This window comes from Gordonia asplenii (assembly GCF_012933505.1).
GTDB classification, from domain to species: domain Bacteria; phylum Actinomycetota; class Actinomycetes; order Mycobacteriales; family Mycobacteriaceae; genus Gordonia; species Gordonia asplenii.
In genome coordinates this window covers 15,862-36,652 of sequence record NZ_JABBNB010000016.1, presented here as the reverse complement: position 1 = coordinate 36,652, position 20,791 = coordinate 15,862, and the positions used below count along the sequence as shown (strand labels likewise).

Here is a 20,791-nt window from a genome sequence, read left to right as displayed (position 1 = left end):
CGTGATCGTCGTCGGAGTGGTGTCGGCGGTAGTCGCCGTCGCAGCGTGGCTCGTCTCGTATCGGCGGTCCACGGCGCCGCGCCGTGATCCCGAGTTCTTCGTCGCGGTCTCGACGCTCGACGCCGGGCGTCAATCCACGCTGGCCGAAGCCGAACTCATCGAGGAGAAGCATCACCTCGAAGCCCGCGCCACCTGGCCGGCCGCGCTCGTCGGCGCAGCGGCGGCGATCGGCGCGCTGTTCATCGTGCTGGGCAACTTCTACGTGACAGACACGCCGGACCTGTGGTGGTTCACTATCGAACTGGTGGCGATCGCGATGACGTCACTCGCCGTCGCGGCCTGGTGCACCTCGCGCACCGCACGGCAGGCGGTGCGGTGGTCGCGGCTGTATCGGGCGAGGTGATACTACGACGGATTGGGTGCACTAAGGTTTCACGACATGACCGCTGGCCCTCCGCGTCGCCCCGAGATCTCGATCACGCCGATGCAATCACCGACCCCGTCGCGAGGCACGCTGCACTGGTTGATCGTGGCGCTGTGGTCCGCCGCGGTGATCCTGCTGGCGCTGGGCGTCGTCGGGGCGCTGCTTCACTTCAGCGACCTCAGTCACCACCTGGCGCTCGCCGCGGTGACCGACAACGTCGGGACGAAACTCGACGACGCCCAGCACGCGGCCAACGTGTCCCTCGCCCTCGGTGCCGGCCTGGCCGCGATCACCGTGGTATGCGCGGCTGTGGGACTGTGGCGCATCGTCAAGCAACTGCCGCGCTGGCGGAACTGGCTGGTGACTGCCGCAGTCGCCGTCGCACTCCTCGCCGCCGGGATGTACGTGACGATCAACGCCTCGGGCGAGGAGATGACGGCCGCCGGATTCAGCCCGGCGTTCCAGTGGGCCGCGGTGGAGGCCGCGGCGGTGGGGGTCATCGGGACAGTGATGGCATTCTTCGTGAACGAATGAGTGGTCGGTACTCCACCCGAACGGAATGGCTGAACCCGAACGGAATGTCCGTTCGGGTTCAGCCATTTGTGTTGTGCGACCGTCGTCGGGACATCCGGACCCTCAGCCCCCGTCCAGCTCGGCGATGATCCCCGCCGCGCTTCGCACACCCACCAGTGCTGCCGCCGACACCTCGGCGTCGGCCAGCGGGTGGCGCATCCGGTCGCGCCACGTCGACACCGCGCGCAGTGCCGACTGCCGTACCTCGCCCGACGGCGATTGCGGGTGCAACCCCAGTCTGGCCCACGGCTGCACACCGCTGCCGCCGATCAGGCGGCTCAATTCCGCGCAGCGCTCGTCGGTCATCGCAACCTGCCCCGACCGCAATTTGCCGAGCAGCGCGAGTTCGGAGAAGCCGTGGGTATCGGCCAGGCTGCGCCGGACGTCGGCGAGGACCCCCGCCACCCGCGGACTGCGCGACGCCGACAGAATCCGTTCCGTCGCCACCAGCGCCGAATGCGCTTTCAATTGATCTGCCCGGTCGGCGATCTGCGACGCGATCGCGTCGTGTAACTCGTCCAGACCGCTACGCGCGATGAGTTCGGCCGCCAACTCCGACGCCGTGCCCGCGCCGAACCGAATCGCGGTGACCGCCATGCGAATTCCGAACACACCGAATCGATCGGCAAGAGCCGCGGTGACCTCCGGTGCGACACCGTCGATCGGCGTTGCCACGAACCGATCGACCGACAGCAGCAGATCGTCGAGCGTCTCCGGCGGCATCGACGCCAGCCGTAGCAAGCCGCGAAACTCGATCTCCTGCATGGTCCGGGCCGCCAGCGCCAATAGTCCGGCAACTGGAACAACGGCCTGGCACAAGCCGGTTCGGCTCAGCTCGCCTGCGATCCGGCCCGCTGTCTGCCGGGCGGAACTCATCGCGTCGATACGTCCCGCACCGATCTCGTCGGCCCGCGACACCACTCCGACGATGCCCAGCGGCCCGGCGTCGCCGCCGAGTGCCTCACCGATCCGGCGCAGCATCGCGGTGTCCTCGGCGGTCATCGCACGCATCAGATAGACCACCGCGTCGACGCCGGACTCCCGCGAGGTCGGCGCGAGCAATTCCTCTGTCGCCATGGATAATTCGCGTGTCAACGATGCCGTGCCCGGCGTGTCGACGATGGTCATCGAATCGAGCGCCGCGCTCGGCCAGGTCACGTCGAGGTGCGCGATGTCCTCGGCACCGAGCGCACCGAGGTCGAAGCTGAGGCGGCCGTTGTAGCGGGTAACCGGAACCTGTTGTGCCCCACCGTCGTAGCGCACCGCCGTCACCGTTGCCGCGCGACCGCGCCGGTACCAGGTGACCACCCGCGTGCACTCGGTGGCGTCGGTCGGCGCGATGTCCTGACCCACCAGCGCGTTGAGCATCGTCGACTTACCCGCTTTGAGCGAACCCGCGAGCGCCACCCGCAACGGAGCCGACAATCGGTCCATGCATCGGTCCAACTCGGCACGCGCGACGGCGTCGTCGTCGACCGCCGCACGTGCCGAATAGACCAACCGCTGCGCGGTGTCGATCAGTGTCATGCCGAACCCAGCGCCAATTGGTCGGCACGATTGCGCAGCGCCGCAACGCTTTTGAGTTCCTGCTCCAGTGCAGCCCGACGCGACTCACGTTGGGTGCCCGCCAATTCGGCCGCCGACTGCGCCGCGGCGAGCGACTCATTGATCGAACGGGCCGCCTGCTCGGCCACCCCGGTGAAGTGGTCGCGTAACACCCGCTGCATGGTGCGCAACCGGTCTCTCGACTCCTTGCCGACTTGGAAGCTCACGTCGTCGGTGAACGCGCGCACCGCCATCTTCGCCTTCCCACGCCGCTCGAGGATCTTCGCCTGCTTGTCGTCACGATATGCCTTGCTGCCCAAGAGAAGTCCGGCACCCACCGAAATCGGGTTGATGAGCGCCACGCCCATCATCGTCGAGATCAATCCGAACATCAGGACACCGCCGTATGACCCGCGCATGCCGATCAGCAGCTTCTGCGCGATGCCGGTGCGCTCGACATCGGGCGCCGCGAGCGCGGTCACCTCGTCGAGCAGGCCGTCGAGATCGGTGATGCCCAGGGACGGCAGCGTCGAATCACCGGTCGCCGCAAAGTGATCCGCGACCCGCTCGCCCAGCCACTGCGCCCGCTCGGTGGCCCACACGAAGTTCTCCCCGATGACCACCGACGTCTGTTCGACGAGCCAGTCGGCGAGGCGGTCCCAATCCTTGGCCGGGTCGGAATCGTCGATCGCGGCCTCCGCTTCGCGAGTCACCGCACGCAGCCGGTCACGCAGATCGTGGTCGATGTCGGCGGCCAGATCGACGATGCCGTCGTTGAGCGTGTGCTGCCAGCGCGCCGACTCGCGTCGCATCTGCTCTGCCTGCTCCGACGCCGCCACCAAAGCGCTGCGCGCCTGCTCGGCGACCGCCGGATCGCCGAGTGCCGCCAGCTCGCCGCTCATCGCCAGCGCGAGATGCTCGGCGACCACCCGGATGTCGTCGGTCGCCGAGTCACGGCTGGCCGCAACGGCTTTCGCTAGTACCTCGGCACGCAGGTAGTCGTACAGATCGGCGAAGCCCGCCTCCGCGTTGAGCCGTTCGTCCTGCCGGGCGAAGGCATGGGCGCGCAGGTGCGACGACACCGGCAACACCGGGATGTCGATACCGGCCGACCGCAGATGCGACCGGTCGGCGTCGGCGACGGCCCGCCAGTGCGGGTAGAGGTCGGTCTTGGTGAGCAGACACGCGACCGTCGGGCACAGCGTGGTGACCTGAGTCAGGAAGTTCATCTCCGGTGCGGTGAACTCCTGACTGGAGTCGGACACGAAGAAGACCGCGTCCGCGGTCGACACCATGCCCAGCGTCATCGCCGCGAACGGATGTCCGTGCCCGCCGACGCCAGGTGTGTCGATGACAACGAGTCCGTCGGCAAGCAGCGCGCTCGGCACCGAGACGTCCACGCGCACAACGTCTTTGCCGCCCGCGAAGTCGGTTCCCGAGGTGATGGTCCCGATCGCCGACGACGGCAGCGCAACCGACTCGTGACCGCGGCGATCGCCGACGATCAGTTCCGCCGCCGGCTGCGCCCCGTACTGGACGAGGGTCGGAACCGCGGTGGTCTCGTCATCTCCGACGCGGCACACCGCCATGTTCAGCAAGGCGTTGACGAACTGGCTCTTGCCCTGGTTGAGCTGCCCGACGACGACGATGCGCAGCCGGGGGTCGCGGAGACGAGTGGTCGCCGCGAGGAGTCGGTCGGCGAGGTCACGCCGCCCGGCCACGGCGGCGATCGCAGACAGGTTGTCCGCGATCGCGCCGAGGTCGTCTGCGGTCGACGCCCGCGCAGGTGATTGCGCCACGGTCACATCATCCACCGATTCCGTGCAGATCCACACCGGTATGCCCATGCGAGGTGGTGTCGGTGTGATCGGTGGTCGAGGTGTCGGTGTGGGTCGTCAGCCCCGAAGTCAGGCCGGTGTGCAGGCCGCCGGACAAGCCCGACGTCGGGTCGGTGCCGAGATCGGACGACAGACCGCCGGTGGCGTCACCGGTGGTGTGCAGACCGGCGTCGACCGGGCTGGTGCCCGTCGTCGTCGAATCGAGGTGCGGCACAGCGGTTCCCGAAGGCTGCTGCGTTCCCTGCACGCCTGATCCCGTGGTGCTCGGCAGGTTGGACCCGGTGCCCGCGGTGTCCGTGCCCTGGACCGGGCTGACACCGTGTACCGGGCTCACGCCTTGGACTGGGCTCAGACCCTGCACCGGGCTGACACCGTGCACCGGATCCGCGCCCTGGACTGGGCTCAGCCCCTGCACCGGGCTGACACCGTGCACCGGATCCACGCCCTGGACTGGACTCAAACCTTGAACCGGGCTCAGACCTTGAACCGGGCTGACACCGTGCACCGGATCCACGCCCTGGACTGGGCTCAGCCCCTGCACCGGGCTGACACCGTGCACCGGATCCACGCCCTGGACTGGGCTCAAACCTTGAACCGGGCTCAGACCTTGAACCGGGCTGACACCGTGCACCGGATCCACGCCTTGGACCGGGCTCAGCCCCGATAGGGGGTCGAGGCCGTGGAGCGCGCCGACCCCTTGCGTCTGCGACACCCCGGTCAGCGAGCCGAAGGCGGTGTTGCCCGCGGTCGTCGATCCGAAGCCGGTCAGCGATCCGAATCCGGCCCCAGCGGCACCGGTGCCCGCGGTACCGAGAGTAGAGCCCAGGACGGCCGGCCCGGTCGCCGCGAGGGTGAGACCGTGTCCGCTTGCGGCGAGCGCGGTGTCGACGGTCGCGCCCACCTGGCCCGCCGTGCGGGCGTCGAGATCGAGGGTGCTGCCCAGCGTCGTCGACAATGCCGATGAGAGGCTGGCGCCGCCGCCGGTCGCCGCCGAGATATCCGATCCCAGGCTTCCGTTGAACGCACTGCCGAGCACGGCTCCGAAGGCGCTGCCGACGTTGCCGCCGACCTCGCCGCCGCCGGACAGCGCGCTGACCAGGCTGGTCGTCAGATCACCGCCGCCACCGGCGGCGATCGCGGTGTCGAGCGACGAGCCGAGCTGCGCGACGACGGGACCGCTGACACCGAGCGCAGAGGCGAGATCGGCGGCGAGAACCCCGCCGTCGGAGCCGACTGCGCCACCCGCCGCGCCGGAGAGCATTCCGGCCAGCGTCGAACCGAGTTCTGCTCCGGCCATGCCGCCGCCGGCACCGGTTGCGCCGAGTTCGCCCGCGAGGTCGGTGGCCAATCCACCGGAAAGCAAGGGGGTGATGGTCGCCGCGGTGACTCCGCCCGCGTGCAGTGCCGCGGTCAAGGCGCTGCCGAGGTCGCCGCCGGTGCCGAGGCTGCCGCCGAGACCCGCGCCGTCGGAAAGCGTTGCGCTGAGCGCGGATTGGAGGCCGACACCGCCGGCGAGCGCACCACCGGCGTCGCCGCTGAAGGTGGTCGCCAGCGAGCTGCCGAGGGTCGCGCCGAGGGTCGACGCCGCGCTGCCGCCACCGGCCAGCGCCGCTGACAGCTGGCTGCTCAGTGCCGAGGTGAAACCCGGTGCGGAGATCGCGGGCAACGAAGCGCCGTCGAGGACGCCGTCGAGTGCCGCGGTCAGACCGGCCTGCTGTGCGGCCCCGACGCCGAGCGTCGAGCTCAGCGCACCGCCGACCAGGCCGCTGATACCGGCGCCGGCATCGGCGGACAGACCGGGACCGGCGGTCAGCGCGGCACCCGCGACACCGCCCAACGCAGCGCCGAGGTCTCCGGCGACTCCGCCGCCGAGACCCAGCGTCGACGCCAACGACGACGACAGCGACGTGGCCAAGCCGCCCGACAACCCGTTCAGGACTCCCGAGTCGAATGCGCCGCCGAGGCCACCGCCCGCGGAGATGGTCGACGACAGGGCCGACTGCAACTGCGCTTGCACGGTGGAATTCAGACCCAACGCTCCCGACAACGTCGACGACAGTGCGGTGGCGACGTCGGCGCCACCGGTGAGCGCGGTCGCGAAGCCCGCGCCGAGCGAACTGTCGGAGCTCAGTGCGGTGCCGAGGACGCCGCCGAGCGCGGTACCGACGTCTCCGGCGGCGTCGCCGCCACCGGCCAAGCCCGATTCGAGGGCACCGGACAGCGATCCGCCTGCGGTGGCGACCGCGTCGATGGCGGATGCGAGCTGTGCGGTCCCGGCGGCGTCGACGCCGAGTGCCGCGCCGAGCACGCCGGCAACGGACGAACCGAGAGTGGCGTCTAGCGACGGCGTGCCTACCGAGGAGACGCCCAGGACCGACTCCAGGGCGCCGCCCAGCGTCGCACCGAGCGCTGCGGCGCCGGCGCCGCCCGCGGTGAGTCCGGCCGCCAAGCCCGCGCCGAGGGTTCCGCCGACGTGATTGCCGTGGTCGGCGCCGCCGAGGTTCACGCCTCCGACGTTGAGACCGCCGAGGTTCAGACCGCCCGCGTTCAGACCGCCGATGTTGACGTTGCCGGCATTCAGTCCCCCGAATCCGCCGCCGATGGTGCCACCGCCGATGGTCCCGCCGCCGATCGTGCCGCCACCGATGGTCCCGCCACCGATGGTCCCACCACCGATGGTCCCACCACCGATGGTGCCACCGCCGATCGTCCCACCACCGACGGTGCCTCCACCGATCGTCCCGCCACCGATGGTCCCGCCCGCGCCGCCGCCGACAACGCCGCCCCCGGTCAGACCGCCACCGACCACGCCGCCACCGAGACCGCCCCCGACGACGCCACCGCCGACTGCGGCCCCGCCTCCGCCGCCGGCATCGACGATGGCCCCGAGGTTGGCGCTGGTCGCCGCGCCGGCGACCAGCGGAGCCGCCGCGGCGATGTCTGCGGGCGTGATGTTGGTGAGCCCGGCGTGGTTGAGCTCGAGGTTCGGATTCTGGCAGTAGGAGTCGGCTGCCTGTTGATCGCGAAGCAGTCGGAGGATGAAATCGAGTACTGCGTTGGTGGGCATGTCTTGCCTCTCGTCGAAGGTCGAAAAGCACCTGCCGAAGGGGTCGGCCGATGCACTCTGCCATCGAAACTAGCGCCGCGTCGGGCATCGCCGCGTCGGGCGAAAACCCTAGTTCTCGCCGCCATCCGGGGTGGGACTGGGACTTTTGCCCCAATCCGTCCCCCAGGTGTAACCAATCGGCCGCCTACCACGAACAATGGAGGTGATAGCAGGGCTCATCAGGCCCGCAGCATTGAGGATGTGAGCACCAGAATGACTACCAGTGTGGGTGTCAAGATCGGCGCGGCGAACAGCGTCGTCGCGGTCTCGACGGCGGGCAGCTCCGAAACGCTCGCCGTCCCGACCGCATCGTTGACATCGGAACCCAATATGGTGCACGGCGTCGGCGATCCGATACCGATCATCGAAGACGACGGTTCGTCGGTTTTTCCCGAGGTCCTCTACGTCGAGGCCGTGATCGACGTCCTGCGACAGGCGCGCACGCCGAGCGGACCGGTCACCCTGGTCTATCCGGACCGGTGGAGCGAGTACGCGGTGGAGTCGGCCGCACGGGTCGTCGAGAATCTGTCCGACGATCTCGCCGGCCCCGACCTTCCCTCGGCAGCGTTGGTACCCGAAGCACTCGCCACCGTCGCCGCGGTGCCCGGTGCGGTCGGCACCCAGGTCATCTACGACCTCGGTGCGTCGGGCCTGCGGGTAACGGTCGTCTCGGCCGACGCCGAGCCGACGATTCTCGGCCGGCCGATGTTCTCCGGGGAGGTCGGGGGCGACGAGTTCGACCACAGTCTGCTCACCCATCTGCTGATGGCTACCGGAGCGGCCGACGCGCTCGACCCGGCCCATATCGACGACCCCGCCGTCGTCGATGCACTGGCCAGGCTGCGCACCGCGAGTCGGCGTGCGCGAGAAGAGTTGTCGGCGGCCACCGAGTCGACCGTTGAGATCACCCTTCCGCACGTCGCAACGCAGGCCCGAGTGGTGCGCGCCGAGCTGGAGGGCCTCCTGCGCGGACCGATCACGGAATCGGTTGGCCTCATCACCGCGGCGATCGCGTCGTGCGATCTCCTCGTCGGCGACGTCGCCGGACTCATCCTCACCGGTGGTGTCGCGCTGACGCCGCTGGTCGGTGAGATTCTCGCCGCGAGTCTCCCCTTTCCGGTGACCCTGGTCGAGCAGCCCACGCGGCAGTCCGCGGTCGGCGGCGCGATCATCGCGGCACGCCGCGGTTCGGCCGCGGCCGCCACCGCGCTGGTGCCCGCGGCAGCCGCTCCGGCCGCCGTCGTGGCCGTCCCGGCCGTGCCTCGCGGTCTCTCCCCCGCTCCGCGTGGCGACACGGCGTCGGACGCGCCCGTGTCGTGGCGGCGTCGTATCCTCATCGGCGCCGCGGTCGCCGGCGTCGCAGCGGTAGCGGCGGTCGCCCTCGCGGCGAGCACCGGCGTCGTCGGCGGAACCGATCAGACGACGGCACCGCCCGCGAATGCCGAAACTACGACGACGAGTACGTCTGCGCCGCACCCGAGTTCGGCGACGACGAAACGACACGGCAGCGATCGACAATCCACGGCCGACACCGTCGGGGCGTCGACGACACCGGCTCCGGGTACGACGCAGGCCGCGGGCACCACGGTCGCGCCGCCCGGCACTTCGACGGCCCCGGCGCGTCAGCAGGCACCCGCGCCGGCGCAGACCGCCCCCACCACCGCGAACACCGGCGGCGGATCCGGCTCGGGATCGGGCTCGGACACCGGTTCCGGCTCCGGTTCGGGCTCTGGTTCTGGTTCCGGTTCGGGCTCTGGTTCCGGCTCCACGGCCACCCCGCCCGTCGAGACCGGACAACCCGCGCCCCAGACTCCCGTCATCCCCCAGGTAGTGCCGAAGGTCGGCAAGACCGTTTGCGGTGTGACGCAAGTGCTTTGCCCTTGAGCGTCAGCGGATCCGTGATCGACGACAACCGCATGTGCGTTCTGATCAGCGGTGGGCCGGGCAGCGGAAAGTCGACGATGCTGCACGAGCTGGCCGGCGAGCTGCGCGACGCCGGGCACGACGTGTCCTACGACGTCGGGTCCGCATCGCAGGGCTGGGTCGTAGTCGACGACGCGCATTTGCTCGACGGACAACGTCTCGACGCGCTCGCCGCGGCCGTCGTCGGCGGACGTCTGCGAGTATTGGCCGCCGCGGAACCGCGCGATCACTTCGCGGAACTCGGCGCACTCGCCGCGCTCGCCGCCCGGGACGGCGGGCTCGTCGTCCACGAGCCGCTGACCACCGCCGATGTTCTCGCCCGGGCCGACGCGACCGGCCTGAGCACCGCGGGTGCGGCACTCATCCGACGACGCAGTCTCGGCGTCGCGGTGGTCGTCGACGAGACGCTGGCCCTGCTCGACGACGCCGCGTCCGACCAGCGGGTGGCCGCCGTCGTCGAGGACGTCGCCGCCCAGTGGCAGCATCGACTGCTCCGGCGGCTCGATCCGGTTACGCAGTCGGTGTTGGTGCTCGCCGCGTTACGACAACCGGTCGACCCGGCGTCGGCTGCGGCAGTTCTCGGCGTCGACGACGAGGTGATCGTCGACGCGCTCGACGCCGCGCGCGGCAGCGGACTGCTCAGTGCGTCCGACGTTTTTCCCGGCGTCGTGGTCGGCGCGTTGCGCACCGTCGTCGGGGCTGCGCGGTTCGCCGACCTCCATCGGGCGGCGTTGTCATATCGGTTGCAGCACAACGTGTTAAGTGTCGACGAGGCGATGGCTGCGGTCAGCTTGGGGATTACCGACCCCGCCCTCGTCGAGGTATTGATCCACGGCGTCGACGACGGTCCGGCCGCCGCGCGACTCCTCGCGGTGTTGCAGCAGGCGGCACCCGACGTCGGCGACGCGCTGCGGATCGCCCGGGCGGCGCTCGCCGCGAATCATCTCGACGTCGCCTCGGCGCTGACCGACGATCTGCTGACCAGATCCGCCACCGGCGAACTGGGCGGCGAATTCGACACTGCGGCACTGGTTTCCATCGCCGCCGAGGTCGCCTGGTCGCGTGGTCATCTCAGTCACGCGGCAACCCTGTTCGCATGGTGCAGGCGCGCAACGGGTTCGTCGGGCGGCGTGGGGGCGATGATCGCCGACGTCGGGACGGGCGCGGGCATCGTCGTCGATGACACCGCCGGACTGGCACCTACCGGAGCCCAACTCGCGGCGGACTTGTTTCGCACGGGACTGGCGGCGAGCCTCTCGGACGATTATCTCGGTGCAGCACAACAGCTTTCGCAGTCCGTGACACTCGGGGCCCGGCCGGCGAGCAGCCATGTGACTCCGGAGGTCTGGGTGGCGACCATGGTGGCGCTGCACGTCGGCGACCACGCGGGTGCGCGGCACCTGGCGTCGTCGGACGGTACCGGCTTGCTGAGCCGGTTCGTCGGGGTCGTCGAGGGTACTGCGGTTTCTGGCGACGTCGCGGCCGGGACACCGCGTGATCGGCTGCTGCTTGCCGCCGCTGATCTGGGGGCGGCCCGACGCTCCCGCGACGTCGAACTCCTCCGTCGTCGGTGGGCCGAGTATTCCGACGTTCTGCTGACTCCGTGCAGCGATCTGTTCGCGCTCCTCCTACTGGGCGAAATTGCCTCGGCAGCAACTGAATTGGGCTGCTCTGACGCCGTCGCGGCGCACGTCGTCGCAGCCGATCGGCTGCTCGCCGCGTACGGCGACCCGCCCGCGTGGTCGTCGGCCTGGCGGGCCTACTTCGCGGCGGCCGACGACGCTTCGGTCGCTGTGCCGACCGACTCGCCCGCCGTCGACGGCCCGCTCACCGACCGCGAGGCCGAGGTGGCCCGAGAACTGTTGGCGGGCTTCACCTATCGAGAGATCGGCGAGCGCTTGTTCATCTCCGCCAAAACCGTCGAACATCACGTGTCCCGGATCCGTCGACGCCTCGACGCCGGCTCGCGCTCGGACCTGCTGTCGGCGCTGCGGGCGGCCGGCTACGAGTAGGGCAGATTGCAGTAGGCCCGATCATGGGCCGGACAACCCGGCGTCGAGCGGGGCAGATTGCAAACTGCCCGGTCAGGGCCACCGAGGGACCCGCTCCCCCAACGTCGACCACGGGACAGAATGCAATCCGGCCAAGAGAGCAGACTGCAAACTGCCCGGTCAGGGCCACCGAGGGACCCGCTCCCCCGGCGTCGTCTAGGGGACAGAATGCAATCGGCTCAGGGAGCAGACTGCAAACTGCCCGCTCACCGCCACCAAGGGACCCGCTCCCCCGGCGTCGACCACGGGACAGAATTCAATCAAAAGCCCCACTCCCCGGCCCCCGAAACCGCCCACGCACCAGGCGCCTCCAACCGGAGCGGGTTTACAACGCGTACACCTCAGCGCGGCCCGCGGCCCGCATCCTCGAGCGCCCGACGCAGGGCGAACTCGATCTGAGCGTTGATGCTGCGCAGGTCGTCGGCCGCCCATTTGGCGATTGCCTCGTGGACGGCCGGGTCGAGCCGCAGGAGCACCCTCTTCGGTTCCTTCTTGCGGCGTCGGGGGGCCGCCGGGACGGCCGCGTCGTCGTCGCTCATCAGGCGTAGAGGGTACCTGCGTTGACGACGGGTTGGGTTGCCCGGTCGCCGCACAGGACGACGAGAAGGTTCGACACCATGGCGGCGCGGCGCTCTTCGTCGAGTTCGACGACGCCGTCTTCAGACAGCCTGTCGAGGGCCAAGCCGACCATGCCGACGGCGCCTTCGACGATCTTCTGACGCGCTGCCACGACCTGCGCCGCCTGTTGGCGCACGAGCATCGCTTGGGCGATCTCGGGTGCGTAGGCGAGATGGGTGATGCGTGCCTCGATGACTTCGATGCCGGCCGACTCGGTGCGTACGCGCAGTTCGTCCGTCATCTCCTCGGCGACTTGAGCACCGTCGCGCAGGCTCATTCGTCCTTCGTCGTGCGAGTCGTAGGGGCGGGTCGTCGCGAGGTGACGGACGGCCGCCTCCGACTGCGTTTCGACGAATTCTTCGTAGTCGTCGACGCTGAAGGCGGCTTTGAAGCTGTCGACGACGCGGTAGACGACGACGGCGGCGATCTCGACGGGATTGCCGTCAGCGTCGTTGACCTTCAGCTTCTGCGTCTCGAAGTTGCGCACGCGCAGTGAGATGCTGCGACGGTCGGTGAGTGGAAGTACCGCGAAGAAGCCCGGCTCCGACACCGATCCGACGTAACGGCCGAAGAACTGCACGACCTTCGCCTCGTTGGGGTTGACGATGGTCAACCCCGTCGCGATCGCGAGGACGACGAGCGCGATCAGGATCGCGATGATCGCACCGACCAGCCCCGGTATCGAACGATGATTGCCGAAGCCGATGAGCCCGGCCACCGCGCCCCCGATCGCGACGACCAGCACCACGAATCCAGACAACAGCACCACGAACCCGTTCCAACGAGTTGCCTGACGAAGTTCCATCTTCTGCCTCCTCGGCCCTATGAAGTTTCTATCAAAGTGATATCACATTGATAGTCGCCGCGCCATAGCGGTCGAAGACGCCGCAAACCCGGCATCTTTACGGTCTGTAATGCATTGGAGATTCTCTATGCCGAACCGTCGGCCAGAAAGTTGAGCCAATTAGCGCAAAGTGACCCCAATGCGATGTAAGCCACATCACAGTAGGAGGGCGCGGTCACACCCGCGCTCGCGATCGGTACGGAAAGAAGAGGTGATGATGTCCACGCATCCAGCACAGGGGACCCCGACCCCAGGGGGCAGACGATGAGCGGCGGTGAGCTCAAGAAGGGCTTGAGCGACCGTCAACTCCGGATGATCGCAATCGGCGGCGTGATCGGCGCCGGACTGTTCGTCGGATCGGGCGTGGTCATCCAGGCGACCGGACCGGGTAGCTTCATCACCTACGCGCTCGCTGGCGTTCTCGTCATCATGGTCATGCGCGCACTCGCCGAAATGGCCGTCGCAAATCCGACGACCGGCTCCTTCGCCGACTACGCGCGCGACGCGCTCGGCAACTGGGCCGGCTTCTCGATCGGCTGGCTGTACTGGTATTTCTGGGTCGTCGTCGTCGGCTTCGAAGCGATCGCGGGCGCCAAGATCATCCGCTTCTGGATCCCAAGCGCCCCGATCTGGCTCACGGCGATGATATTGCTGATCCTGATGACCGCGACCAACCTGTTCTCGGTGTCGTCGTTCGGCGAGTTCGAATACTGGTTCGCCGGCATCAAGGTGGCCGCGATCCTGGTCTTCATGGCCCTGGGCGCGTGCTTCGTCTTCGGTCTGTGGCCGAGCCGGTCGCTCGACTTCTCCAACCTAACGTCACACGACGGGTTCTTCCCGAACGGATCGATGGCGATCACCGTCGGCGTCGTCACGGTCATCTTCTCGATGGTCGGCGCCGAGATCGCCACCATCGCCGCCGCCGAGTCCGACAATCCGGAGAAGAACGTCGCGCGTGCGGCCAACTCGGTCATCGCGCGTATCGCCGTGTTCTTCGTCGGGTCGTCGTTCCTGCTGGTCTGCATCGTGCCGTGGAATGAGATGGGCAAGGAGGGCGCGGCGTCGCCGTTCGTCCAAGCCTTCACCGAGATGGGCATTCCCTACGCCGACCACATCATGAACGCCGTCGTGCTGACCGCGGTCCTGAGTTGCTTGAACTCCGGTATGTACACCGCCTCGCGCATGCTCTTCGTGCTCGCCGCCCGACGTGAGGCGCCGGCGCGGCTGGTGGTCGTGAACGCGCGCGGTGTGCCGAGCGCAGCCATCATCGGGTCGTCGCTGATCGGCTTCATCTGCGTGATCGCGGCCGCCTTCTGGGCCGACACCATCTTCGCGTTCCTGCTCAACTCATCGGGCGCGATCATCCTGTTCGTCTACGGGATGATCATGGTCAGCCAGATCGTCCTGCGCTACCGCAACGGCAGTGAGACCCTCAAGGTCAAGATGTGGCTGTTCCCGGTGCTGTCGATTCTGACCGCACTCGCGATGGTCGCCATCCTGATTCAGATGGGCATCGACGGCTCGACGCGTTCGCAGCTGTTCTTGAGCCTCGGCGCCTGGGCATTGGTGGTGGTGCTGTACTTCGTCAACCGCCAGTTCGTTCAGTCGCGTCCGTCGGTTCCCGACGCCGTCTCACTCGACAAGCCGCACCGCGTGCTCGTGCTGGCCAACCAGACGGTCGACTCCGACGAGCTGCACAACGAGCTCACCAAGATCGGCGCCGACCAGCAGACCGTCTACCACGTCGTCGTGCCGACGAGCCCCATCGAGATGGGCGCAGCCGACCGGCACGGTCCGCTCGACGTCTGGGAGGAAACTCGACGCATCGCGACCGAGCGGCTCAACGCCACGCTCGATTCGCTGCGCGGCGACGGTCTGACCGCCGACGGCGAGCTCGGTGACTACCGGCCGCTGGAAGCACTGGCCGAGGCCGTCGCGAAATTCAGCCCGGACCGGATCGTCATCTCGACGCTTCCGCCGGAGGATTCGGTGTGGCAGCGGTTCGACGTCGTCGACCGAGCCCGGTCCGAGCACAACGTGCCGGTGACTCACGTGGTGTCGCACGCGAAGAAAGCGGGGACGACGGCGTGACGATCGTCGCCGGATTCAGCGCCGCGCGGCGAGGGACGGCTCCGGTCGAACTCGCCGCGCAGATCGCCCGGACAACCGGCGAGCAGATCGTCGCGGTCGCCATAGTCGAGCGTCGACGCCCGCCGAAGTCGGATCCGATCGAGGACGAGTACCTCGACTATCTGACGACCGACGCCGAGCGTGCCTTGCACGGCGCGGTCGACGCCCTGCCCGCGGGCACCGGCATCACCGTCGAGGTTCGCGCGGCGACGTCGATCCCGACCGGACTCGCGCAGTTCGCCACCGAACAGCAGGCGAGTGTCGTCACCGTCGGATCGTCGTCGACGGGGCTGCTCGGCCGGGTGGCGCTCGGCAGCGTCACCGACCGTGTGGTGCACGGCAGCGCGGTACCGATCGCCATCGCCCCGCGCGGCTACGCATCGGGCGGCGGCCCGGTGCGTCGGCTCACCGCCGCGTTCGGCGGCCAGGCCGACGTCAACGGGCTGATCCCAGCCGCGGCGGCACTGGCCAAGAAGTGGGGTGTCGGGCTGCGCGTGGTGTCGTTCACCGCGCGCGACGTCAGCGCCTACGCGATGGCGACGCCCAAGCAGGCCGAGAACCTCGTCGTCGACAGGTGGTGGCAGAACATCCAGGACGACATCACCAAGCAACTCGACACCGTGCGGTCGACGGTCGGGCTGCCCGACGTCGAGGTGGCCGTCGGCGTCGGACCCGACTGGCGCGCAGCCGTCGAGTCGGTGCAGTGGGGTCCGGGTGACGTTCTGGTGCTCGGCTCGGGTGCCGCTGCGCAGACGCAACAGGTATTCCTCGGGTCGGTCGCGGCGCGCATCGTGCGCAATTCGCCCGTGCCCGTGATGATCCTGCCGAGGCCTGCGACGTAGGAGTTGTCCACGCTGTAACCACGATCCCCTGGATCTCGACCGATCCCTTGTCACGACAAGGGCGTTCGAGACCCAGGGGATCGTGCGCTTTGCGGTCCGAGGCCGGCTCGAGTCACCTCAGTTTCGGCGTCTCCACGATCAACAGCGCGGCGTGCAACGACGTCCGCGACTCGGCGTCGTCGAGGTCGACGCCGAGTATTCGCGAAATGGTCGCCAAGCGCGCGTAGAGCGTCGGCCTCGACAGATGCATCCGCTTGGCCAATTCGGTCTTATTGCCGCCGACTTCCAGAAACGCACGCAGTATGTCGAAGGCGTCGTCATCGTGGCGCGCGCGGTGATCGAGGATGCCACGCAATTCGCTTTCCGCGAATGCCTGCACCCGCGGGTCGTCGGAGAGCAGGGCCAGCAGCCCGCGCAGCCTGATGTCCACAGCACGATGGAACGGCTTGGCCGCGCGTGGGCCGGTGTCCGGCAGTGACAGCGCGACATCGGCGACGTGCGCGGCGTCGTCGAGACCGTCAACGGCGTCGATCAGCCTCGTCGACGCCGGGCCGACGCCGATGGCGCATTTCGAGACACCGCCGAGCCGCAGCAGACCGGTGCGGATCTCGGTCGCCACGCGTGTCAGCGTCTCCTCCGGATCCCCGACCGACGGCTGCGACAACAGCACGTCGATGTGACCGGCCTGCCGGTTCGCGGTCAGCGCGGTCTGCCTCGACACTCCGACGGCGTGCCGCACGGCGTCGAGCAGTCGGACCTGACGTCGTTGTGCCACAACCTGATCGGCGCGTGCGGTCTCGTTGACGCGAATCGCCATCGGCAGATACGTCAGCGCCGGGCGGAGTCCCAACGAGTGCGCACGGGCCGTCGCCTCCGCTTCGTCGTCGATGCGACCGCGCCGCAGATCGTCGAGCAGACCGCTCTGCGCTTGCTGCTCAAGGGAATTGAGATCCTGTTCGACCATCCGTCGCATCGCGACGGCCTGTGCGGCGCGTTCGAGGACCATCCGTTCGCGTTCGTCGCCCGCGCCCGCGGGCACCACGAGCCGTCCCCACTGCTGGCGCTGCGGCCCGACCGGCGTCACCAGCCAACTCTCCGGCCCCGCGCAGTGGGTGACCCTCGACGACGGGGTCAACCGCGACCGACGTTCCCAGTCCGCCAGCAATTTCGACGTCGAAATACCTTGTGCGGCAACCACAATCACCTGATGATTGAGATCCTCCAAGATGATGGGGGCGGCGATCATGTCCGACGCCGCGCCGACGATGTCCGACATCGACGCACGCTTCATCGTCAACTCGGTGAACACCTCGTGGGCCCGCCGCGCGAATTCCACCTCCTCGTACTGCTCGGCGACGATCGACCGGTGCACGGCCTCGGTGACGTCGACGAACTTCGTCTTGTTGCGCAGCGCGATCAGCGGAAAGCCGAGTTGTTCGGCCTGCCGGACGAAGGCCCGGTCGACCTCGTCGATCGACGTCCCCAGTTCGACGACCAGCCCCACCGCGCCTGCCGCCTTCAGCCCGGGCAGATAGTCGACGGCGCCGGGATCGATCATCGCGACGCCCGTGGTCAACACCAGCTCGCCACCGGACAGCAGGTCGGACAGATCCCCGACGTCGGAGACGTGTACCCACCGGACGGGCTGGTCGAGCGGCCCGCCGCCGAGCACGACCGGATCGCCCGCACGCACCGGTGGGAGCTCCAAAATCCGGGCAATCGTCGGCAACATTTACGCATTGTAATTTCTCTGTAACCCAAATGACCACAATGTCGGCGATTTGGGGCTTGCTTATGCCGGAAAGTAGTTATCACCAAGCCAACACAGCCACACCCGGTGGCCGACAACAGGGAAGGATCTCGACGAGATGACCCAGAGCGTTCGCGGAGTACAGACCATCAGCCACTGGCTCGACAACAAGCCGTTCGCCGGCACCAGCGGTAACACCGCTCCGGTCACCAACCCCGCAACCGGCGCCGTCACCGGTCAGGTCGCGCTCGCCAGTGTCGAAGATGCACGCACCGTGATCGCCGCCGCCGAGGCCGCCTTCCCCGCCTGGCGCGACACCTCGCTGGCCAAGCGCGTGAACACCATGTTCCGTTTCCGCGAGCTGCTCAACGCCCGCAAGGAAGAGCTCGCCGCGATCATCACCGCCGAGCACGGCAAGGTCGCCGCCGACGCACTGGGTGAGGTCACCCGCGGCCTGGAGGTCGTCGACCTCGCCTGCGGAATGCCGCACCTGCTCAAGGGCGCCTTCACCGAGAACGCGTCGTCGAAGATCGACGTCCACTCGGTCCGCCAGCCGCTCGGCCCGGTCGGCATCATCTCCCCCTTCAACTTCCCCGCGATGGTGTCGATGTGGTTCTTCCCCATCGCCATCGCGGCCGGCAACACCGTCGTCGTGAAGCCGTCGGAGAAGGATCCGTCGGCTACCAACTGGATCGCCGAACTGTGGGTCGAGGCAGGCCTGCCGGCCGGTGTGTTCAACGTGCTGCACGGTGACAAGACCGCCGTCGACGAGTTGCTCACCAACCCCGCCATCAAGTCGATCAGCTTCGTCGGCTCCACCCCGATCGCTCAGTACGTGTACGCCACCGGCACCGCTCACGGCAAGCGCGTCCAGGCTCTCGGCGGCGCCAAGAACCACGCGATCATCCTGCCCGACGCCGACCTCGACCTCGCCGCGGACGCCATGGTCAACGCCGGATTCGGCGCTGCGGGCGAACGTTGCATGGCCATCTCGGTTGCCGTCGCCGTCGGCGACATCGCCGACGACCTCGTCGCCAAGATCGTCGAGCGCACCAACACCCTCAAGATCGGTGACGGCTCCCGCGGCGCGGACATGGGCCCGCTGATCACCCAGGCTCATCGCGACAAGGTCGCCTCGTACGTCGACGCGGGCGAAGAAGCCGGTGCCACCATCGTCCTCGACGGCCGCACCGTCGAAGCTGACGGCGGCGCCGACGGCTTCTGGCTCGGCCCGACGCTGATCGACCACGTCGAGACCGACATGAGCATCTACACCGACGAGATCTTCGGCCCGGTCCTGTCGGTCGTGCGCGTCGACTCCTACGACGAGGCGCTCGAGATGATCAACGCCAACCCGTTCGGCAACGGCACCGCGATCTTCACCAACGACGGTGGCGCGGCCCGCCGCTTCCAGAACGAGGTCGAGGTGGGCATGGTCGGCATCAACGTGCCGATCCCGGTGCCGATGGCATACTTCAGCTTCGGCGGCTGGAAGAACTCGCTGTTCGGCGACACCCACGCTCACGGCACCGAGGGTGTGCACTTCTTCACCCGCGGCAAGGTCATCACCAGCCGGTGGCTCGACCCCAGCCACGGTGGCCTGAACCTCGGTTTCCCGACCCACGACTGAATCCATCCGAACCGACCCCGAAGGGATACCCGCAGATGACCGCATCGCTCGAAACCAATGTCCTGCCGTCCGGCGAGGATGTCAGCACAGCCATCGCCGCAGGCCAGCGTGCCTACGAACTCGACCGCAAGCACGTGTTCCACTCGTGGTCGGCGCAGGCACAGATCGATCCGATGCCGATCATCGCGGCCCAGGGGTCCTACGTCTGGGACGGCGCGGGCCGTAAACTGCTCGACTTCTCTTCGCAACTGGTGAACACCAACATCGGTCATCAGCACCCGAGGGTCACCGCGGCCATCGCCGCACAGGCCCAGAAGTTGGCGACCATCGCTCCGCAGTACGCGAACGATGCACGTTCGGAGTGTGCTCGGCTGATCGCCGAGCGCACCCCGGGCGACCTCAACCGCGTGTTCTTCACCAACGGTGGCGCCGACGCCAACGAGCACGCCGTGCGTATGGCCCGCCTGCACACCGGCCGCTACAAGGTCATGACTCGCTACCGCTCCTACCACGGCGGTACCGACCTCGCGATCAACATGACGGGTGATCCCCGACGTTGGCGCAACGACTACGGCAACAGCGGCATGGTGCATTTCGACGGTCCGTTCCTCTACCGCTCGGTCTTCAACTCGGAGAATGAGCAGCAGGAGTGCGAGCGCGCGCTCGAACACCTCGAACGACGCGTCGCACTCGAAGGACCGTCGACCATCGCGGCCATCGTCCTGGAGTCGGTGCCGGGCACCGCGGGCATCATGGTCCCGCCGCCCGGATACATGGCGGGTGTTCGTGAGATCTGCGACCGGTACGGCATCGTCTTCATCGCCGACGAGGTGATGGCGGGCTTCGGCCGGACCGGCAAGTGGTTCGCCATCCAGAACTTCGGCACGGGGCGACATGGCACCGGGGCGAGCGGAGCGACGGGAAATGACACCGTGACTCCCGACCTGATCACGTTCGCGAAGGGCGTCAACTCCGGGTACGTACCACTCGGCGGCGTGGCGATCAACGATGCCATCGCGGACACCTTCGCCGACGTCGCTTACCCGGGCGGCCTGACCTACTCGGGTCATCCGCTGGCCACCGCGGCCGCCGTCGCCACCATCGAGGCGATGGAGTCCGAAGGCATGATCGACAACGCCGCCCGCATCGGCTCCGACATCCTCGGGCCGGGCCTGCGCGACCTCGCCGCCCGCCACGACAGCGTCGGCGAGGTCCGCGGACTGGGTGTGTTCTGGGCGATCGAATTGGTCGCCGACGCCGCGACCAAGGAACCGCTGGCACCCTACGGCGGCTCCAGCCCGGCGATGAACGCGATCATCGCGACGTGCAAGGAGAACGGCATGCTGCCGTTCGCCAACTTCAACCGTATCCACGCCGTGCCGCCGTGCAACGCCTCCGACGACGAGGTGCGCGAGGGTCTGGCGATCCTGGACCGGGCACTCGACGTCGCGGACACGTTCATGAAGTGATCGCAGCGCAATTCGGCCCCGGCCTTTGAGGAAGGGACGGGGCCGAAT

At 68.4% G+C, this 20,791-nt stretch carries 14 protein-coding genes; 8 read left to right on the top strand and 6 right to left on the bottom strand.

All coding sequences use genetic code 11. The features are described 5' to 3' along the window. The first annotated feature begins 1 nt into the window (after window position 1). Together HH308_RS15995 and HH308_RS15990 are read left to right on the top strand one after the other, a co-directional pair. Entirely contained in the window at window positions 2-403 is a 402-nt protein-coding gene (locus HH308_RS15995) for a hypothetical protein (protein ID WP_170195226.1), read from the top strand. 36 nt (window positions 404-439) lie between these two features. Beyond that, entirely contained in the window at window positions 440-958 is a 519-nt protein-coding gene (locus tag HH308_RS15990; protein WP_170195225.1) for a hypothetical protein, read from the top strand. Between the two features lie 102 nt (window positions 959-1,060). Here the strand turns inward: HH308_RS15990 and HH308_RS15985 are convergent, their stop codons facing one another. The 3 genes from HH308_RS15985 to HH308_RS15975 are packed head-to-tail and all read right to left on the bottom strand — an operon-like array spanning window position 1,061 to window position 7,447. Beyond that, complete coding sequence (locus HH308_RS15985; RefSeq protein ID WP_170195224.1) at window positions 1,061-2,524, bottom strand: dynamin family protein; 1,464 nt, start codon at window positions 2,522-2,524, stop codon at window positions 1,061-1,063. Next, window positions 2,521-4,356, bottom strand: coding sequence for a dynamin family protein (locus tag HH308_RS15980; RefSeq protein ID WP_376767227.1), 1,836 nt, complete (start codon window positions 4,354-4,356; stop codon window positions 2,521-2,523). Before HH308_RS15980 ends, HH308_RS15985 begins: the two co-directional genes overlap by 4 nt. Continuing rightward, complete coding sequence (locus HH308_RS15975) at window positions 4,349-7,447, bottom strand: IniB N-terminal domain-containing protein (protein ID WP_170195222.1); 3,099 nt, start codon at window positions 7,445-7,447, stop codon at window positions 4,349-4,351. The genes HH308_RS15980 and HH308_RS15975 overlap by 8 nt, the downstream gene beginning before the upstream one ends. Before the next feature lie 252 nt (window positions 7,448-7,699). On the opposite strand from HH308_RS15975, the gene HH308_RS15970 reads away from it, so the two are divergent. Both HH308_RS15970 and HH308_RS30455 read left to right on the top strand, forming a co-directional pair. Then, window positions 7,700-9,370, top strand: a complete 1,671-nt coding sequence (locus HH308_RS15970) for an Hsp70 family protein (protein WP_170195221.1) — start codon at window positions 7,700-7,702, stop codon at window positions 9,368-9,370. Between the two features lie 14 nt (window positions 9,371-9,384). Beyond that, entirely contained in the window at window positions 9,385-11,421 is a 2,037-nt protein-coding gene (locus HH308_RS30455; protein WP_170195220.1) for a LuxR C-terminal-related transcriptional regulator, read from the top strand. Window positions 11,422-11,801: 380 nt separating this feature from the next. Here the strand turns inward: HH308_RS30455 and HH308_RS15960 are convergent, their stop codons facing one another. Both HH308_RS15960 and HH308_RS15955 read right to left on the bottom strand, forming a co-directional pair. After that, on the bottom strand, window positions 11,802-11,999 hold the full coding sequence (locus HH308_RS15960) for a type II toxin-antitoxin system antitoxin (RefSeq protein ID WP_170195219.1): 198 nt from the start codon (window positions 11,997-11,999) through the stop codon (window positions 11,802-11,804). Beyond that, window positions 11,999-12,883: an SPFH domain-containing protein gene (locus tag HH308_RS15955; protein WP_170195218.1), complete on the bottom strand. Its 885-nt coding sequence runs from the start codon at window positions 12,881-12,883 to the stop codon at window positions 11,999-12,001. The genes HH308_RS15960 and HH308_RS15955 overlap by 1 nt, the downstream gene beginning before the upstream one ends. Before the next feature lie 303 nt (window positions 12,884-13,186). On the opposite strand from HH308_RS15955, the gene HH308_RS15950 reads away from it, so the two are divergent. Beyond that, window positions 13,187-15,013 (top strand): amino acid permease, encoded by a 1,827-nt coding sequence (locus HH308_RS15950; protein ID WP_170195217.1) that lies wholly within the window; start codon window positions 13,187-13,189, stop codon window positions 15,011-15,013. Next, window positions 15,010-15,894 (top strand): universal stress protein, encoded by an 885-nt coding sequence (locus HH308_RS15945; RefSeq protein ID WP_170195216.1) that lies wholly within the window; start codon window positions 15,010-15,012, stop codon window positions 15,892-15,894. Before HH308_RS15950 ends, HH308_RS15945 begins: the two co-directional genes overlap by 4 nt. Window positions 15,895-16,006: 112 nt before the next feature. Here HH308_RS15945 and HH308_RS15940 read toward each other — a convergent pair whose 3' ends face one another. Then, complete coding sequence (locus tag HH308_RS15940; protein ID WP_170195215.1) at window positions 16,007-17,626, bottom strand: PucR family transcriptional regulator; 1,620 nt, start codon at window positions 17,624-17,626, stop codon at window positions 16,007-16,009. A 136-nt stretch (window positions 17,627-17,762) separates the two neighbouring features. Between HH308_RS15940 and HH308_RS15935 the strand changes: the two genes are divergently transcribed. Continuing rightward, window positions 17,763-19,274 carry a CoA-acylating methylmalonate-semialdehyde dehydrogenase gene (locus HH308_RS15935; protein ID WP_170195214.1) on the top strand — a complete coding sequence of 504 codons (1,512 nt, stop codon included), beginning with the start codon at window positions 17,763-17,765 and terminating at the stop codon, window positions 19,272-19,274. Window positions 19,275-19,309: 35 nt separating this feature from the next. After that, on the top strand, window positions 19,310-20,743 hold the full coding sequence (locus tag HH308_RS15930; protein ID WP_170195213.1) for an aspartate aminotransferase family protein: 1,434 nt from the start codon (window positions 19,310-19,312) through the stop codon (window positions 20,741-20,743). Window positions 20,744-20,791 lie beyond the last annotated feature (48 nt).

What these genes read in the sequence shown, in the direction of transcription:
- HH308_RS15990 (WP_170195225.1), top strand. Translation starts at nt 440, where the DNA reads ATGACCGCTGGCCCTCCGCGTCGCCCCGAGATCTCGATCACGCCGATG.
- HH308_RS15985 (WP_170195224.1), bottom strand. Translation starts at nt 2,524, where the DNA reads ATGACACTGATCGACACCGCGCAGCGGTTGGTCTATTCGGCACGTGCG.
- HH308_RS15975 (WP_170195222.1), bottom strand. Translation starts at nt 7,447, where the DNA reads ATGCCCACCAACGCAGTACTCGATTTCATCCTCCGACTGCTTCGCGAT.
- HH308_RS15970 (WP_170195221.1), top strand. Translation starts at nt 7,700, where the DNA reads ATGACTACCAGTGTGGGTGTCAAGATCGGCGCGGCGAACAGCGTCGTC.
- HH308_RS15960 (WP_170195219.1), bottom strand. Translation starts at nt 11,999, where the DNA reads ATGAGCGACGACGACGCGGCCGTCCCGGCGGCCCCCCGACGCCGCAAG.
- HH308_RS15955 (WP_170195218.1), bottom strand. Translation starts at nt 12,883, where the DNA reads ATGGAACTTCGTCAGGCAACTCGTTGGAACGGGTTCGTGGTGCTGTTG.
- HH308_RS15950 (WP_170195217.1), top strand. Translation starts at nt 13,187, where the DNA reads ATGAGCGGCGGTGAGCTCAAGAAGGGCTTGAGCGACCGTCAACTCCGG.
- HH308_RS15940 (WP_170195215.1), bottom strand. Translation starts at nt 17,626, where the DNA reads ATGTTGCCGACGATTGCCCGGATTTTGGAGCTCCCACCGGTGCGTGCG.
- HH308_RS15935 (WP_170195214.1), top strand. Translation starts at nt 17,763, where the DNA reads ATGACCCAGAGCGTTCGCGGAGTACAGACCATCAGCCACTGGCTCGAC.
- HH308_RS15930 (WP_170195213.1), top strand. Translation starts at nt 19,310, where the DNA reads ATGACCGCATCGCTCGAAACCAATGTCCTGCCGTCCGGCGAGGATGTC.